This window comes from Ruegeria sp. G7, assembly GCF_056535465.1.
The window spans coordinates 318,413-334,630 of record NZ_JBQFIL010000002.1 but is presented as its reverse complement, the minus strand read 5'-3'; the positions used below and the strand labels follow the sequence as shown (position 1 = coordinate 334,630).

At 59.0% G+C, this 16,218-nt stretch carries 18 protein-coding genes; 15 read left to right on the top strand and 3 right to left on the bottom strand.

The annotated features are described in order from the left end of the window. Position 1: 1 nt before the first annotated feature. Positions 2 to 796 (bottom strand): carbon-nitrogen hydrolase family protein, encoded by a 795-nt coding sequence (locus tag ACR3EN_RS18330; RefSeq protein WP_480820464.1) that lies wholly within the window; start codon positions 794 to 796, stop codon positions 2 to 4. A gap of 127 nt (positions 797 to 923) precedes the next feature. Here ACR3EN_RS18330 and ACR3EN_RS18325 point away from each other — a divergent pair, with 127 nt between their 5' ends. The 9 genes from ACR3EN_RS18325 to ACR3EN_RS18285 all read left to right on the top strand — a co-directional run bounded on the left by ACR3EN_RS18325 (position 924) and on the right by ACR3EN_RS18285 (position 8,404). After that, positions 924 to 1,832, top strand: coding sequence for a LysR family transcriptional regulator (locus ACR3EN_RS18325; protein ID WP_480820466.1), 909 nt, complete (start codon positions 924 to 926; stop codon positions 1,830 to 1,832). A gap of 92 nt (positions 1,833 to 1,924) precedes the next feature. Continuing rightward, positions 1,925 to 2,887 carry an agmatinase gene (speB, locus tag ACR3EN_RS18320; RefSeq protein WP_480820468.1) on the top strand — a complete coding sequence of 321 codons (963 nt, stop codon included), beginning with the start codon at positions 1,925 to 1,927 and terminating at the stop codon, positions 2,885 to 2,887. A 22-nt stretch (positions 2,888 to 2,909) separates the two neighbouring features. Then, positions 2,910 to 3,986: an ABC transporter substrate-binding protein gene (locus ACR3EN_RS18315; protein WP_480820470.1), complete on the top strand. Its 1,077-nt coding sequence runs from the start codon at positions 2,910 to 2,912 to the stop codon at positions 3,984 to 3,986. Positions 3,987 to 4,058: 72 nt separating this feature from the next. After that, positions 4,059 to 5,117, top strand: coding sequence for an ABC transporter ATP-binding protein (locus ACR3EN_RS18310; RefSeq protein WP_480820472.1), 1,059 nt, complete (start codon positions 4,059 to 4,061; stop codon positions 5,115 to 5,117). A 10-nt stretch (positions 5,118 to 5,127) separates the two neighbouring features. Further along, positions 5,128 to 5,967: an ABC transporter permease gene (locus ACR3EN_RS18305; RefSeq protein ID WP_480649951.1), complete on the top strand. Its 840-nt coding sequence runs from the start codon at positions 5,128 to 5,130 to the stop codon at positions 5,965 to 5,967. Next, a complete protein-coding gene (locus ACR3EN_RS18300; protein ID WP_480820474.1) occupies positions 5,964 to 6,749 on the top strand; it encodes an ABC transporter permease in 786 nt (261 codons plus the stop codon). The genes ACR3EN_RS18305 and ACR3EN_RS18300 overlap by 4 nt, the downstream gene beginning before the upstream one ends. A 7-nt stretch (positions 6,750 to 6,756) precedes the next feature. Continuing rightward, positions 6,757 to 7,344 carry a nitrile hydratase subunit alpha gene (nthA, locus tag ACR3EN_RS18295; RefSeq protein ID WP_480820476.1) on the top strand — a complete coding sequence of 196 codons (588 nt, stop codon included), beginning with the start codon at positions 6,757 to 6,759 and terminating at the stop codon, positions 7,342 to 7,344. A 9-nt stretch (positions 7,345 to 7,353) separates the two neighbouring features. Beyond that, positions 7,354 to 8,016: a nitrile hydratase subunit beta gene (gene nthB, locus ACR3EN_RS18290; RefSeq protein ID WP_480820478.1), complete on the top strand. Its 663-nt coding sequence runs from the start codon at positions 7,354 to 7,356 to the stop codon at positions 8,014 to 8,016. Beyond that, positions 8,003 to 8,404, top strand: a complete 402-nt coding sequence (locus ACR3EN_RS18285) for a nitrile hydratase accessory protein (protein ID WP_480820480.1) — start codon at positions 8,003 to 8,005, stop codon at positions 8,402 to 8,404. The genes nthB and ACR3EN_RS18285 overlap by 14 nt, the downstream gene beginning before the upstream one ends. A gap of 278 nt (positions 8,405 to 8,682) precedes the next feature. Here ACR3EN_RS18285 and ACR3EN_RS18280 read toward each other — a convergent pair whose 3' ends face one another. Both ACR3EN_RS18280 and ACR3EN_RS18275 read right to left on the bottom strand, forming a co-directional pair. Beyond that, positions 8,683 to 9,537 (bottom strand): amidohydrolase family protein, encoded by an 855-nt coding sequence (locus tag ACR3EN_RS18280; RefSeq protein ID WP_480820482.1) that lies wholly within the window; start codon positions 9,535 to 9,537, stop codon positions 8,683 to 8,685. A gap of 40 nt (positions 9,538 to 9,577) precedes the next feature. Continuing rightward, positions 9,578 to 10,360 (bottom strand): IclR family transcriptional regulator, encoded by a 783-nt coding sequence (locus tag ACR3EN_RS18275; protein WP_480820484.1) that lies wholly within the window; start codon positions 10,358 to 10,360, stop codon positions 9,578 to 9,580. Between the two features lie 158 nt (positions 10,361 to 10,518). Here ACR3EN_RS18275 and ACR3EN_RS18270 point away from each other — a divergent pair, with 158 nt between their 5' ends. The 6 genes from ACR3EN_RS18270 to ACR3EN_RS18245 all read left to right on the top strand — a co-directional run bounded on the left by ACR3EN_RS18270 (position 10,519) and on the right by ACR3EN_RS18245 (position 16,216). Beyond that, positions 10,519 to 11,841, top strand: a complete 1,323-nt coding sequence (locus ACR3EN_RS18270; RefSeq protein ID WP_480534369.1) for an extracellular solute-binding protein — start codon at positions 10,519 to 10,521, stop codon at positions 11,839 to 11,841. 69 nt (positions 11,842 to 11,910) lie between these two features. Then, positions 11,911 to 12,804 (top strand): carbohydrate ABC transporter permease, encoded by an 894-nt coding sequence (locus ACR3EN_RS18265; RefSeq protein WP_480820486.1) that lies wholly within the window; start codon positions 11,911 to 11,913, stop codon positions 12,802 to 12,804. Positions 12,805 to 12,808: 4 nt separating this feature from the next. Then, complete coding sequence (locus ACR3EN_RS18260) at positions 12,809 to 13,672, top strand: carbohydrate ABC transporter permease (RefSeq protein WP_480820488.1); 864 nt, start codon at positions 12,809 to 12,811, stop codon at positions 13,670 to 13,672. A gap of 4 nt (positions 13,673 to 13,676) precedes the next feature. Then, positions 13,677 to 14,771, top strand: a complete 1,095-nt coding sequence (locus ACR3EN_RS18255) for an ABC transporter ATP-binding protein (protein ID WP_480820490.1) — start codon at positions 13,677 to 13,679, stop codon at positions 14,769 to 14,771. A 6-nt stretch (positions 14,772 to 14,777) separates the two neighbouring features. Continuing rightward, entirely contained in the window at positions 14,778 to 15,887 is a 1,110-nt protein-coding gene (locus ACR3EN_RS18250; protein WP_480820492.1) for a mandelate racemase/muconate lactonizing enzyme family protein, read from the top strand. Continuing rightward, positions 15,884 to 16,216: an L-rhamnose mutarotase gene (locus tag ACR3EN_RS18245; protein WP_480820495.1), complete on the top strand. Its 333-nt coding sequence runs from the start codon at positions 15,884 to 15,886 to the stop codon at positions 16,214 to 16,216. Before ACR3EN_RS18250 ends, ACR3EN_RS18245 begins: the two co-directional genes overlap by 4 nt. Positions 16,217 to 16,218 lie beyond the last annotated feature (2 nt).

Here is a 16,218-nt window from a genome sequence, read left to right as displayed (position 1 = left end):
GTCACGGGCGTGCCAGCTCAAGCGTCAGCGTATCGGACAGGTACGGATTGTCCGCGCGCGATTGCGCATACTCTCCGGGATCGATCCGGGCTGAGATCATTGCAGGTGCGTCTTGCGGTGCAAATGCCAGACTCTGTCCGTCCGGGGCCACGATCGAGGACATGCCCTGATAGCTATAGCTTTCATCCGTGCCTGCGTGATTGGCATAGACAATGAAAACCTGGTTCTCGAACGCGCGCACCGGAACCACATGTTGCGTAATGAACGCGCCTGCGGGTCCTTCGGCCATGGCGGTCGGAACGATAATCACCTGCGCGCCAGCCTGTGCCAGTCTGCGGGCGTTTTCCGGAAACTCCACGTCATAGCAGATCAGAAAGCCCAGTTTCAGGCCGTGCATTTCTGTTAAAACTGTTGACCGTTCGGGCGTGTGAAAAATCCCTTTTTCATACTCGCCATAGAGGCAATTCTTTCGATAGATAAGCGGTGTATCGGGATCGGCGCTGTTGATGATGACAGCGCTGATGTAACGCTGGTCGCCGTCAGCTTCGGGAAAGCCGGTGACAAGGCTGATGCCAAGATCGCGCACCAATTGCTGCAGTTTTTGCACCCATGGACCGTCTTTTGGCTGCGCCAACGCCCGCAGCGCAGCCCCACGCCCATATCCCGAAATCGCCAGCTCGGGCGCGACCAGCAGATCGGTGCCCTCTGCTTTGGCATCGCGCATGGCCTGTTCCAACTGATCAAACCGGTCTTCGGGGGTGCCGCCCGCCTGCATCTGGAATGCGGTGATTTTCATGTCGGGCCCCTTGTTGTGCTGCAGCGGGATCAAATTTTAAGCGTTTCCCGGCGCGACCGTATTCAGAAAGCCGGTTTTTACAAATAGCGCGTTGCAAACGGATACATTTCTCTGGCTCAATGCAACGATGAAAATCACCGGCTCAGACATCCATCTTTTGACCGTGTTCGACAGTGTTGTGCGCAATCGCGGCTTTTCGGCTGCGCAGGTCGAGCTTGGTCTTAGCCAGCCCACGATCTCGAACCACATTACCGCGTTAGAGGAGCGTCTGGGCGTGCGCTTATGTCAACGGGGACGGCGTGGGTTTCTGCTGACCGAGAAAGGGCAGATGGTGCATCAGATCGGCATGGCGCTGCTTGGGACGCTGGACGAACACTCGACCCATCTGGCCGAGTTAAAGGGCAACCTTGTGGGCCGTTTGAAACTGGCCGTGGTCGATGCCACCACGAGCGATAAGAATTTCAAACTGCCACAAGCGATCAAACGCTTCACCGAGGCCGCACCAGCCGTTCGAATCGATCTGGCGATTTCAGAACCACAAGAGATTTTGCAGGGTATTCTGGACGGTAGCTATCATATCGGGTTCGGAAGTTTTGATAATGTTAGCAATGGTTTGAAACTGACCGATCTATATGAGGAAAACCACGCGCTCTATTGCGCGGATGCGCATCCGCTGTTCGATGTCTCGGAAGAGATGATCACAGAAGATGTAATTGCGCGTCAGGCCTGGGTGCATCGCGGATACTGGAACCAACAACGGCGGAAGACTCTGAACCCGTCCGAGCGGGACCTGTTCGTGCAAGAGATTGAGGCGCAGCTGATCCTTGTGCTCAGCGGGGCCTATATCGGTCTCTTGCCCCTGCATCTGGCGATCCCGTTGGAACAGCAGGGCCGCCTTCGGCGCCTACCCAACAGCGACGAGGATTACACCTGCATCATGCAGATCGTCACCCGATCCGGGGGCCTGCCCAAAGTCAACGAGCTGTTCATTTCGATCCTCGAAGAGATTTACGAGGGGGATTACATTGCCAAATGACAATGTAAGAGTTTGCGTAACGGTATTTTTAGCCCGATTAGCTCTGGCTAGGGTGCGGCGATAATCCAATGATAAGTGCAACGGGAACCAAAATGCCAGACACCGCAGGGCCGCAGTTCAATCAACCTTTGGGCGGGAACGAGATGCCGCGGTTCGGGGGTGGAACCACGATGATGCGGCTACCCGCCCAAGACAGCGCGCAGGGGCTGGATGCGTGTTTTGTGGGGATACCGATGGATATCGGCACCTCGAACCGGACCGGAACGCGGCATGGCCCGCGCGCGATCCGTGCCGAAAGCTGTATGCTGCGGCCGTTCAACATGGCAACGGGGGCCGCGCCCTTTGCCAACATGCAGGTGGCCGATATTGGCGACGTGGCGATCAACACGTTTGATCTGAAGAAAAGCATGGACATCATCACCGATGCCTATGATGAGATCTTGCGCCACGATGTCGTGCCGATCACGCTGGGCGGGGATCACACGCTGACTTATCCAGTCTTGCGGTCCATTGCGCGCAAGCACGGGCCGGTCGCGTTGATCCATGTGGATGCCCATGCCGACACGAATGACGAGATGTTCGGCGAAAAGATCGCCCACGGCACCCCGTTCCGCCGCGCGGTCGAAGATGGCCTGCTGCAAATCGACAAGGTTTTTCAGATCGGGTTGCGCGGCACGGGCTATGCGCCTGACGATTTCGACTGGGGCCGCAAACAGGGCTTTACCGTCATTCAGGCCGAGGAATGCTGGCACAAATCCCTGACCCCTCTGATGCAGGATATCCGGGCCAAGATCGGCGACACGCCAACCTATCTGACCTTTGACATAGACAGTCTGGACCCGGCCTATGCGCCTGGAACCGGGACAGTCGAAATGGGCGGGCTGACCAATATTCAGGCGCTTGAGATCGTGCGCGGCTGCGCGGGGCTGAACCTTGTCGGAACCGATCTGGTCGAGGTCTCGCCGCAATATGATGTCAGCGGTTGCACCGCGCTGATCGGGGCGAACCTGGCGTATGAAATGCTTTGCGTCCTGCCCAAAAACCGGGCCAACTGAACAAAACCAACAGGAGATCACAATGCCAACAAATTTTTCACGTCGCCGGTTCTTAGGCACCGCTGCAGCAACCGGGGCCGCCGCACTCGCCGCACCCGCCATCGTGCAAGCCGCCCAATCGCTGAAGGTCGGGACCTATGGCGGGTTCTTTGAAGACAGCTTCAAAGAGTTCATCTTTCCCGAGTTCACCAAAGCTACAGGGATCGAGGTGAACTCGGTCGCCGTGCCCACCGGCGAAACATGGTTGGTGCAGATCAAGAACGCCGCCCGCGCCAAGACGGCCCCTGCGGATGTATCGCTGATGGCAGGCATCCCGCGCAGCCACGGCGCAGATCAGAAAGTGTTCAAGGCGCTGGACGATTCCAAGATTCCGAACCTGGCGAACATGCCTGATCGGTTCAAGGATCGCTATGAAGACGGCACCCTTTACGGCGTCGGCGCGGTGTCGTGGTACATCACGCTGTGCACCAATTCGGACGAAATCCCCGAGGCACCGGACAGCTGGGCCGCGCTGTGGGATGAGACCTACAAGGACCAGATCGGTCTGCTGGGGCTGGCGTCGAACTCACATATGCTCGAGGTGACGGCGGCCACTTTCTTTGGTGGCACGGATATTTTGGACACCAAGGAAGGTATCCAACAGGTATTCGACAAGCTGTCCGAACTCGTCCCTAATGTACGGCTTTGGTACAAGGACGAAGGCGCGTTCCAGCAGGCGCTGCAGGATGGCGAGATTCCGATGGGGCAATACTACCACGACGTGGCCGGTCTGGCTGCAGCCGAGGGGTTCCCGGTTGTCTCCACTTTCCCGAAAGAAGGTGCGATCGTCGACTCGGGCTATTGGATCGTGCCCGAACACGCCAAACCGGTGGACGAGATTCATGAGTTCATCAACTTTATCTCGGCGGCTGAAACGCAGGCCCTTTTGTCGCGCAATGTGGGCACCGCGCCCGTGATTGATCCCGCGCTGACAGACCTGACGGCCGAAGAACTGGCCGCAGTCAGCAGTCCCAAGGCCCCGATCATTCCGCGTTATGACATCTATAAGGATCATGCGGACTGGATTTCCGACACCTGGAACCAGATGATCGCGGGTTAACACCACTCACGACACAGGCCCGTCCCGCGCAGGTGGGGCGGGCCGTTTCCCTTGTTGAAAGAAAAGACCCACATGCCAGGTTTAAGCATCGAAAACGTCACCAAAAAGTTTGGCACCGTGACGGCCGTCAAAGATGTGAACCTTCAGTTTAATGCCGGCGAGATGATCTGTTTTCTGGGGCCGTCTGGCTGTGGCAAGACCACTCTGCTGCGGATGATCGCTGGGTTGGATGAGCCCACGCAAGGCGCGATCCGGTTCGAGGATCAGGACCTGACCGGCGTGCCCGTGCATCAGCGCAATATCGGCATGGTGTTTCAGTCCTTTGCGCTGTTTCCGCATCTGAATGTGGGCGAAAACATCAGTTACGCGATGCGCATTCGGGGCCATTCCCGGTCGGAATGCGAAGACCGCGCGCGGCAGTTGCTGGATATGGTCCACCTGCCGGGGCTTGAGGATCGCAAGATCTCGCAATTGTCGGGGGGTCAGCGTCAGCGCGTGGCCATCGCGCGGGCCTTGGCGCTGAACCCGCAAGTGTTTCTGCTGGATGAGCCGATGTCAGCGCTGGATGCCAATTTGCGCGAGGTCATGCAGATCGAGCTGCGCAAGCTGCAGCAAGAGCTTGGGATCACAACCGTCGTCGTCACCCATGATCAGACCGAAGCGATGACGATGGCTGATCAGATCGTGGTCATGGGCAAGGCGCAGGTGCTGCAGACCGGCAGTCCGATGGAGATCTACAAGACCCCGGTCGACAAATTCGTGGCCGGGTTCATCGGCACCAGCAACCTGCTGCCCGCCAAAATGTCGGGGCCTGACAGCGTGCATGTGAACGGGGCCGATCTGATGGTGGGCGGCAACACAGGCCACTTTGCCCAAGGTGATGACGTTCTGCTGATGACCCGACCCGAAGAGGTGTTCGTGCATCACCCATCAGACGTGGATGTGGCCAATTCGGTCACCGGCACAGTGACATTTGTGCGCGATATCGGGGCCACGATCGAGATTTTGGTGGATTGTGCGGGGCACGAAGTGATCTCGGTCCTGACGCCAAAGGACTGGCCCAATGTGAAAGTTGGCGATCAGGTCCATGTTGAAATGCCCGCTGCGGCCTGCAGCGTGCTGGCGGTGTAGGGAGGAAGGGATGCAGACAAGCGCGCTTTCCCGCTATATCGGGCTGATCCCGTCCTCGGTGATGATCGGGGCGTTTTTTGTGATCCCCTTTGTCCTGATCCTGTTGACCAGTGTGTCCACGCCTACCGATGACGGAGGTTATGCCACCAGCTTTGACCTGCAGCATTTTGAACGGTTCCTGACGTGGTTCTACATCGAACGGGCGCTGTTCTCGGCGGGTCTGTGCGCGCTTATCGCGGTGCTGAGCCTGTTGATCGCGTATCCCTTCACCTATTTCCTGACCACGTTCCCGCCGCGCTCGCAGACCTTTTGGCTGATCTACATTCTGGCGCAGCTGTCACTGTCCGAGGTGCTGATCGCGTTCAGCTGGCAAATCCTGCTATCCCGCACCGCTGGCGTGGCCAATATCCTTGTCTGGATCGGCGTGATCGAGAAAAGCTTTGCCATGACCCCTTCGGCAGGGGCTGTGGTGGCCGCGTTGGTCTATCTGACCGTTCCGTTTTCGGTTCTGCTGCTGTTTCCCGCCCTCAGCCGGTTGGACAAAAGCCTGATCGAGGCTTCGCGCACGCTGGGGGCCTCGCCCTTGCGGACGTTTTTCACCGTGATCATTCCGGTTACGCGGCCCGCGATCATCTCGGGCGGGGTGACGGTTTTCGTGCTGACGCTGGGGGCCATCATTGTGCCGCAGGTTCTGGGTAAACCCGAACATTGGACGCTGTCAGTGCTGATCACGGATCAGGCGATTTTCAACTTCAACATGCCGTTTGCTTCGGCATTGGCTGTGGTGTTGTTGGTCCTCAGCGCGACTGTGATCTGGCTGGTCACAAAATTCTCGGGGAAAAAGGCATGAGGGCACTGCGCAGCATCTATCTGGCGCTGTTTGCGCTGTATCTGATCGGACCGATCCTTGTGATCGCGGCCGTGTCGTTCAATGCTAAAAAGTTCATGGCCTTCCCGCCGCGCGGCTTTTCTTTCCGTTGGTATGCCGAGGTTTTTGTTGCAAATGATTGGTTCACGGCGCTGAAAAACTCGTTGTTCATCGCCTTTGCATCGGCCACCCTGTCGGTGCTGATCGCGATGCCGGTGGCCTATTTCGCGTGGCGCTATGGGCTGCGCTATGCCAAGGCGCTGCTGGCGCTTGGGGTCGCCCCGTTTATCCTGCCGCCGGTGATCATGGCGCTGGCCTTCCTGTTGTTCTTCACCGGGATCGGCCTGAACGGGTTGATGATCAATGTCATCATTGCCCACGCGGTGTTTCTGCTGGCGCTGCCGCTTGTGACGATCTCGCTGGGGCTGGAAAGCGTCGATCGTGCACTGATCGAGGCTAGCCAGACCATGGGCGCCTCGAACACCGTAGTCTTCCGCACGGTGATCCTGCCGATTGCCGCCCCCTTTGCCTTTGCGGGGTTTGCGTTCTGCTTTGTCCTCAGCCTGAATGAATACATCATCGCTTTGATGACTGTGGGCTTCTCGGTCGAGACCTTGCCGATCAAGATCTTTAACGCGCTGCGCTACGGCTACACGCCGGTCATTGCGTCGATTGCGGTGATCTTCATGGTGATCAATATCGTGATTTTTGCCCTGATCGCGCGGTTTTCGAACTTAGCACGTATTCTGGGCGCGATGGAGTAACCCACCCATGCCGCATGATCACGATCCCCTGGAAGAAGGCCCTGCGTTGCGCGTGCGCGCGCTCGAAGAGCTGATGGTGGCCAAAGGTCTGGTCAAACCCGAAACGCTGGACAGTATCGTCGAATACTACGAGCGCGAAACCGGCCCCCGCAATGGCGCGGCGGTGGTGGCGCGTGCGTGGACGGACCGAGAGTACAAAGACTGGCTGCTGCGCGACGGGTCTGCGGCGATCAACGCAATGGGGTTCAGCGGGTTTCAGGGCGAACATATCCGCGTGGTCGAGAACACAGAAGCGGTGCATAACGTTATCGTTTGCACCTTGTGTTCCTGCTATCCGTGGCCGGTGCTGGGCCTGCCGCCCACATGGTACAAAAGTCCGGCATACCGGTCCCGCGTGGTGCGTGAACCTCGCGCGGTTCTGGCCGAATTTGGTGTCAGCCTGCCCGATGAGGTGCAGATCAAGGTTTGGGACAGCACGGCCGAGATCCGCTATCTGGTTCTGCCACGCCGCCCCGCCGGGACCGAGGGGCTTTCCACTGCAGAACTGGCTGATCTTGTCACCCGCAACGGCATGGTCGGCACGGCTTTGATCTAGGGGAAGGGGATGGATGGCATTCATGATATGGGCGGGATGCACGGGTTTGGCCCGGTTCCCTGCGATCAGGACCGTGCCTTTGATCACGACTGGCAAAAGCGCGCCTTCGCCCTGACCGAAGCGCTTGCCTGGTCGGTACCTTTCTGCGCCGATGAACATCGCGCCGCGATCGAGCGTATCGCGCCAGAGGATTACCTGCGACTGGATTACTTTGAAAAATGGACCGTGGCCGCCACCGCGCTCGCGCAGGCAGCGGGGTTGGTTGAACCGCAGGAAGTGGCCTCGGGTCGCAAAAGTTTCGATATCTCGCAGGCCGATCACCCGGCCGTTGGCCCGGCTGACATTTTGACGGCCACCAAAGCGGGGGCCGAGATGACGTTTCCCCCAAACACCGCCGTGCCGCGCTTTGCCGTTGGTCGGTCGGTGCGCGTTCTGACCAACAGTCCAGCCGGTCACACGCGGGTGCCGCGCTATGTGCGCAACCACGTGGGGCAGGTCGTCGCTGATACCGGGGTATTCCAGTTCGCCGATGCTATGGCCACGGGGCAGGGGCCCAGCCCGCAGCATTGCTATACGGTCGAGTTCAAGGCCTCGGACCTGTGGGGAGACGCCGCCGACCCAAATGGGCGCGTCTGTCTGGACCTGTGGGAGGACTATCTTGAACCCGCCTGACCACCACCGCGCCGCGATTGCGCGGGTTTCGGCCTCGATCCCGGTGATGCAAGGCGACGGGCCGCTGTTTCAAGCCCCGTGGCAGACCCGGATTTTCGGCCTGATCGTTGCCATGGTGCAGAACGGGACGTTCCCTTGGATCGCTTTTCAGTCGCGGTTGGCAGAGTTGATCAGGGCGATGGAGCAGAGAGAATTCGCTCAGAGTGCCCATAATGTGGAAAGCCGTTACTTCGTCTGTTGGCTAAAAGCCGCAGAAGATACGCTGATCGATGCAGGCTTGCTGACGCCGCGGGACGTTGATGACAAGATCGAGGCTCTGGGTCGATTGATCGCGCAAACACGTCAGGAACAGACCGCGGGGCACGGAAGCCCTTCCACCGACGAGTGAACCTGTCGGCGTCTTCGGTCGGCTCCCAGTGCCCGTCCTGCGACCTTCCGTTCGATCACAACAGGGATTTGCAGCCCGATGCCGGATGCTGTCTTGGCTGGTCGCAGGCACCGTAGATGTGTTCGAAGATTGCCAGTTTCAATGCCCGCAATGATGACCGCGACCTGCGCCAGATCAGCTCTGTCTCAAGTGTCTGTAAAGACGCTGAGACGGCGGAGCGCTCAAGGCATTTCGCCTTGGGCGTAATCGTTCTGCACCGCCATGCCTGTCTGACGCTGTTACCGGTTTCGTAGTCTTGGGTAAGCGCGACAGGGGGTTTCGGACAACATCGTACCCCAGTCCAGCTCATCTGAGGCATCCGCGTACTGGCGCATCATCGCGATCCAGCGATCGTAGTCTGAAACCAGATTGAGAACCGGCCAGTCGCTGCCAAACAACACGCGATCCGGCCCGAAAGCACCTAACACATGGTCGAGATAGGGTTTGATCTCCTCTAAGCCTGCGCCCTCAGGTGCTTCGGTCAAAAGGCCGGAGAGTTTGCAGAAGGTATTGGAGTGCGCAGCGATGGCTGTCATGTTCTGCGCCCAGTCTTCAAAACGGTCCTGAGCGAACTCAGGTTTCGCACAATGATCGACCACGACCCGAAGATCGGGATAGCGGCCCAGAAACGTGTCGAGCACGGGCAGGTGCTTTTGCAGAACCAGCGCATCAAAGGTCAGGTTGTTCTCAGCCACCGCGGCTAACCCGTCTTCGAGTTTTGGATCTAGCATCCAGTGATCGTCCGCAATGTCCTGAATCATCGGCCGAAGGCCCAGAAATTTCGGCGATGCGGCCAGCCTCTGCACCACTTCCGCCGCGTCCGCAGCTTCGAGGTCCACCCACCCGACCACGCCGACAATCCAATGATGGTTTTGCGCCAACTCCAGCAGAAACTCGGTCTCGGCGACATTGTCATCTGCCTGAACGACAATTGTGCCGGTGATCCCGTTGTCTTGCAAAAGCGGTTGCAAATGCTCGGGCTCGTAGTCGCGATAGAGCACGGGCAGGTCTTCGGGCATCCAAGCATAGCCGCCACGCGACAGGCGCCAGAAATGCTGATGGGTGTCAATCATCGGTTTTGCGTTCTGATCCATGATGTATCCCCTTTAGTCTAAGCAGCTGCTCCGCGCGCCATCAGGTCTGCGACCTGCCCGTGTAGAAATCGGTCAACTCATCGGCCAGCGATTTGTAGAGCAGATGCACTTCTTCCAATCCGGGAACGTCCAGTTGATCGATCCTTTCCAGGAACGGGCAGTTCACGACGCTGACGGCTTGCCCCTCGTGGTCGAGCACCGGATAGGCGAGGTTTGTTACCCCAACTGCGGTGGCCGATGGCATCCGTTCATAACCCCATTCGCGGATGCGGGCCACATGCTCTCTGAATTCGACCGGGTCCAGTTCTGGCTCGCCCTGTGCGAGCCGGTGCTTGTCCAGCAGCTCGTCAAGTGCTGCGTCACTACGGAATGCCGCCAGTACGCGCCCTGTGCCGGTATTTCCAAGGCCGATCACGGTCCCGACGCGCAACGCCAGACCCCAGTTCCCGGGCGAGGCGATCGAGGCGACAACAACAATGTCTCCGTTGCTTTCCATGCCCATATGGCAGGACTGCCAGGCTTTGCGCGTAACGGCCCGCATTTTGGGCGGCGCCATTTCAAGCAATCGTTCGACCGGCGGGTACCGTTGCGAGATCGCAAACATTTTCAGACTGAGCGAGTAAAGATCGTCATCCGACGACCGGATGACGTATCCGCGTCGCACCAATGTGGACAGCATCCGGTAAATCTCGCTTTGGGAACGATCGAGCGCGCGGGCAATGTCACCCTGGGCCAGCCCGTCTGCGTGCTGAGAAAGCAGTTCTATAATGTCCAATCCCTTCTCAAGGGCAGGGGCGCGATATTTCTCAGAAGCTGCCGACACGTATTCCTCCCACGTCGCGTTTTAGGACGACTGCCTGCGAAGGTGACTTGAATATAAGGCAAATGTCAATGTTGATTTATTTGTGAATAAATGTTTTAAATACGAATACAGGCGATGCAGGAGAGTCGCCAAAAGCTAAATCTAGGGAGAAGCACGTGATGAAATCGTCCAGAACAATCAGCGGGTTGCTTGCCAGCTGCGCCGTCATGGCCGCAGGCGCAGCATACGCCGAATCAGACTGGGGATCGTTCCCCGGTGCTGTTGTCGAAGCCAAGCTGATCGGTGGTCAGCAGTACGAGGGCCTGTATGGCCGCATCGCTGAGTGGGAAGAAGCCACTGGCGCCAAGGTCGATATCATCTCGAAGAAAAGCCACTTTGAGATCGACAAAGAGATCAAGTCGGACATGGCTGCGGGCACGACGTCCTGGTGTGTGGGATCGAACCACTCGTCCTTTGCGCCGCAGTACGAAGGTCTCTATGTCGACCTGAACGGATTGGTCCCGGCAGAAACGGTTGCTGAATTCGTGCCGGGCAACATTGGCGCGTCGACCGTGAATGGCGAGCTTCTGATGCTGCCGCGCGCGCAATTTGACGTCTCGGTTCTGTACTATCTCAAGTCGAACTATGAAGATGCCGAAAAGGCGGCAGCTTTCAAAGCGGAATACGGTTATGATCTGGCCGTTCCCGAAACATGGGAGCAGGTGAAGGATCAGGCGATCTTCTTCGCAGACCCGCCGAACTTCTATGGCACACAATATGCGGGCAAGGACGAGGCCATCGTTGGCCGGTTCTACGAAATGGTTGTGGCCGAAGGTGGCAACTATCTGGACGAAAACAAGAAACCCATCTTCAACTCGGACGCGGGTCAGCGCGCATTGCAGTGGTTCGTTGACCTCTACGAGGCGCAAGCGGTTCCTGCAGGGACCACGTCGTATGTATGGGACGACCTGGGTCAGGGCTTTGCCAGTGGTACGGTTGCTCTGAACCTGGATTGGCCGGGCTGGGCCGGGTTCTTCAACGATCCTGAATCCTCCAAGGCTGCGGGCAATGTTGGTGTTGCGATCCAGCCGATGGGGTCGGTCACACGCACTGGCTGGTCGGGCCATCACGGTTTCTCGGTCACAAATGACTGCGAAAACAAAGAGGCCGCCGTCTCGCTCGTAAAATTCCTGACCAGCGAAGACAGCCAGCTGGCTGAATCCGCCGGTGGTTCGCTGCCGACCCGCAGCGCCGTCTGGGAAGCCAACGTGGCCGCAGCGCAAGCCGGTGACGATCCGTTCCGCGCCGAAGCTCTGGCTGCCTTTGCCGCCGGTGCCGAATACGCGTTCGCGGTTCCGCCGATCCCGGAATGGGGTGAGACCACCAATATCGTCTTCCCCGAACTGCAAGCCGCCATCGTCGGTGACAAATCCGTCGAGGATGCGCTGAACGATGCCGCTGAGGCGGTGGACGAGCTGATGCGCGAATCCGGTTACTACTAAGGGCTCCTCCTGCCCAAGCGGGGGTGGCTGACACCCCCGCACCCTTCACTCAATCCAAGGAAAGTCGTTATGCGCCGCCGCTTGCCGGAGTGGTTTGTCCTTCTGTTGCCTGCTTTCATCATCATGGCAGCCGTTGTTCTGATCCCGCTCCTCTTCTCGCTGTATTCCAGCTTTACCCCGTACAAGCTAACGCGCCCGTCGTCTCTGTGGCGCTGGATTGGCACGGCGAACTACGAGAAAATCCTTGGAGATTGGAAATTCTGGTCCGCGTTCGGCCGTACCGTTCTGTTCCTGACCATCGCGCTGAACGTGGAATTGCTGCTGGGGCTGGGCATCGCGTTGATGATGAACAAGGTGACATGGGGACAGCGCACATTGCGCACGATCCTGATGTTCCCGATGATGTTCTCGCCCATTCTGGTGGGCTTTCAGTTCAAGTTCATCTTCAACGACAATATCGGTCTGGTGAACAACGTGCTGCAATCGCTGGGCTTCACCGACGCGGCGCTGCCATGGCTGGTGGATGGCAAGCTGGCGATGTTCTCGATCATCTTCGCCGAGGTCTGGATGAGCACATCCGTCTTCGCGATCCTGATCCTTGCCGGTCTGTTCGCCATGCCGCGCGACCCGCTTGAGGCCGCCAAGGTCGATGGCTGCACCGCATGGCAAACCTTCCGCCACATCACGCTGCCTTTCCTGATGCCCTTCATTTACATCGCGATGACTATCCGCTCGCTGGATGTGGCACGGGCCTATGACATCGTGCAGATCATGACCGGTGGCGGCCCCGCCCGCCGGACCGAGCTGCTGTGGACGCTGATGAGCCGCACTGGCTATGTCGACGCCCGCATGGGGTTGGCCAATGCGATGGGTTATGTCTCGATCCTGCTGTCGATTGCCTTCACCATCTATTTCTTCCGCAAACTCAGCGCCGCACGCGCCGAGCTGGGCATGGGGGGCTAAGCGCATGGACCGCAATCAATCCTACCGCAACCAGCGCCGCCTGATGAAAGCACTGCATCTCACCGGCCTGTTTCTGGTGATGTCGGTGATCTGCATTCCCGGCCTGTGGATCGTGCTGAACTCGTTCCGCCCGACGGTCGAGATCATGGCAAAACCGCCGGTCTGGACGCCCACCTTCACGCTGGACCACTACCGCGCCATGTTTGGTGGCGCGGGCGAGGGTGGCGTGCCGGTGTTCCAATACTTCCGCAACTCGCTGATCGTCTCGGTCACCTCGACCGCGATTGCCATCCTGATCGGGATGGGCGGCGGTTACGCCTTTGCGCGCTATCGATTCAAATTCAAGAACGGCTATTTCGTCGGCCTGATGCTGTTCCGCGCCGTGCCCGGTGTGGCCCTGTCGCTGCCGCTGTTCATCGTCTTTGCCAAGGCGGGGCTGATCGACACGCATTTCGGCCTGATCCTTGTCTATGTGGCGATGAACGTGCCCTTCACCATTTGGCTGACCGATGGTTTCTTCCGTCAGATCCCCAAGGAGCTGCACGAAGCCGCTGAAATTGACGGCTGCACCCGCTGGCAAGCCTTCTGGCGTGTCGAGTTTCCGGTGGCACGCTCGGGCGTGGCCTCAGCCGCGATCTTCGCCTTCCTGACGTCGTGGAACGAATTCGCGCTGGCCTCGCAGCTGACCCGCTCGGTGGGGTCCAAGACGATGCCTGTAGGTCTGCTGGATTTCACCGCTGAATTCACCATCAACTGGGGCGGTATGTGCGCATTGGCCGTGCTGATGATCCTGCCCGCCCTGATCCTGACCTTTATCGTGCAGAAGCACCTGATCGCCGGCCTGACCTTTGGCGGCGTGAAAGGATAATGAAATGACCGAAGTGACACTCAACAACGTCGTCAAACGCTATGGCAAGCAACAAGCTGTGCATGGCATCAATCTAGACATCCATGACGGAGAATTCCTGGTGCTGGTCGGCCCTTCGGGTTGCGGCAAATCCACCACGCTGCGCATGATCGCGGGGCTTGAGGACATTTCCGACGGAGAGATCTCCATCGGCAACCGGGTGGTCAATGACCTACCCCCGCGCGAGCGCAACATCTCGATGGTGTTCCAGAACTACGCGCTGTATCCGCACATGACGGTGCGCGAAAATCTGGGCTTCACGCTGCAGATCGCCAAACGCCCCGAGGCCGAGATCACCAAAGCCGTGACGGAGGCTGCAGCAATCCTGGGGCTCGATGAGCTGATGGACCGCAAACCGGCGGAACTATCCGGTGGTCAGCGCCAGCGCGTCGCCATGGGCCGCGCCATCGTGCGCCACCCGGATGTGTTCCTGTTTGACGAGCCGCTTTCGAACCTCGACGCCAAGCTGCGCACGCAGATGCGGGTCGAGATCAAGAAGCTGCACCAGCGCGTCGGCAATACCATCGTCTACGTGACTCACGATCAGGTCGAGGCGATGACGCTGGCGGACCGTATCGTGCTGATGCGCGATGGCCATATCGTTCAGGTCGGTACTCCGTTGGAGCTGTTCAACACGCCGGTCAATACCTTTGCCGCGACCTTTATCGGCTCGCCCCCGATGAACCTTGTCGATGGGGTTGTCACCGATGCAGGGACCATCGTTCTGAAGGATGCGGTCACGGTGCCCGTGCCGGCCTCGGCACGTGATCACGTTCGGGCCGGACAGGCGGTACAGTTCGGCTTCCGCGCCGACAATCTGATGCCGGTCGGCCATGCGGTCGAGGAAAAAGGCGATTTGGTCGATCTGGAACTGCCGGTTGCATTGGAAGAACCCTTGGGCACCGAGACCCTGCTGTTTGCCGATCTGGCGGGGGTCGAGGTTCAGGCCAAGATGTTCAACCCGCGCCCGGTGCATCCGGGTGAAACGCTGCCGTTCCACCTTGTTCTCGACAAGTGCCACGTCTTCGACGCGGGCACCGGCGAGGCTCTGAGGGGGTAAACTGCCGTGGCCACGATCACTCATATCGAACTGCGCATGATCGACCTGATCCCCAAGGTCAAACGCGTCGATGCGATCCAGTCCTTTGTCAGTCAGGAAACGCCCATCGTGACCGTGACCGACAGCGACGGAGCGCAGGGTGTAGGCTATTGCTATACCATCGGCACGGGTGGGCCGTCGGTGATGGCGCTGCTTGAAAAGACGCTGGCACCCGCGCTGATCGGGCGCGATGCGGACCGGATTGAAGGCATCTGGCGCGATCTGCTGTTTCTGACTCATGCAACCGCGGTCGGAGCAATCACTTCGCTTGCTTTAGCCGCGATCGATACCGCCCTGTGGGATTTGCGCTGCCGCAAACAAGGGCTGCCCCTGTGGAAAGCTGCGGGCGGCACGCGGGATCGCATACCGCTTTATTCGACTGAGGGTGGCTGGCTGCATCTTGAGACACAGGCCTTGGTCGACGACGCGCTGGCGATGCAGGCGCAGGGGTTCCGTGGCTCGAAGATCAAGATCGGGCGCGACCATCTGAGCGAAGATGCCGCCCGTCTGGCCGCTGTGCGTGAAGCGGTCGGCCCGGGTTATGAAATCCTGACCGATGGCAATCAGGGCTTTACCCTGTCCGAGGCGATCCGCCGGGCGCAGGTCTTGGAAGACTATAATATCGGCTGGTTCGAGGAGCCTCTGCCCGCCGACGACGTCGCGGGTCATGCCGAGCTGTCGCGTCGGACCTCGGTCCCTATTGCTGTCGGCGAAAGCATGTATTCGCTGAGCCAGTTCAAGGACTATCTGCAAGCGGGCGCGGCCAGCATCGTGCAGGTCGACGTCGCGCGGATCGGGGGGATCACCCCGTGGCTGAAGGTGGCGCATTTGGCCGAGGCGTATAACGTCATGGTCTGTCCGCACTTCCTGATGGAACTGCACCTGCCGCTGGTCTGTGCCGTACCGAACGCGAAATGGCTGGAATACATCCCGCAGCTTGACAGCGTGACCACGGAAGCGATGCGCATCGAGGATGGCTTTGCCATTCCGTCAGATGTGCCCGGGCTTGGCATCGCATGGGACTGGCAGGCGATCGCGGCCCAGTCCACGCCAATAGAGATCAGGAAGGGCGCATGATGAAACGTATGGGCATGGTGATCGGGGTGAAGCCCGAAAAACTGGATGAATACAAGCGTCTGCACGCTGCTGTCTGGCCGGACGTTCTGGCTCAGATCGCCCAAAGCAATATCCGTAATTACACGATTTTCCTACGTGAGCCCGAGAACCTGTTGTTCGGCTATTGGGAATATCACGGCACCGATTTCGAAGGGGACATGGCCCGCATGGCACAAGACCCCCGAACGCAGGAATGGTGGAGTTTCACCGATCCTTGCCAAAACCCGCTGCCCAGCCGCGCCGAAGGCGAGAAATGGGCCCCCATGATTGAAGTATTCCACACGGATTGAGG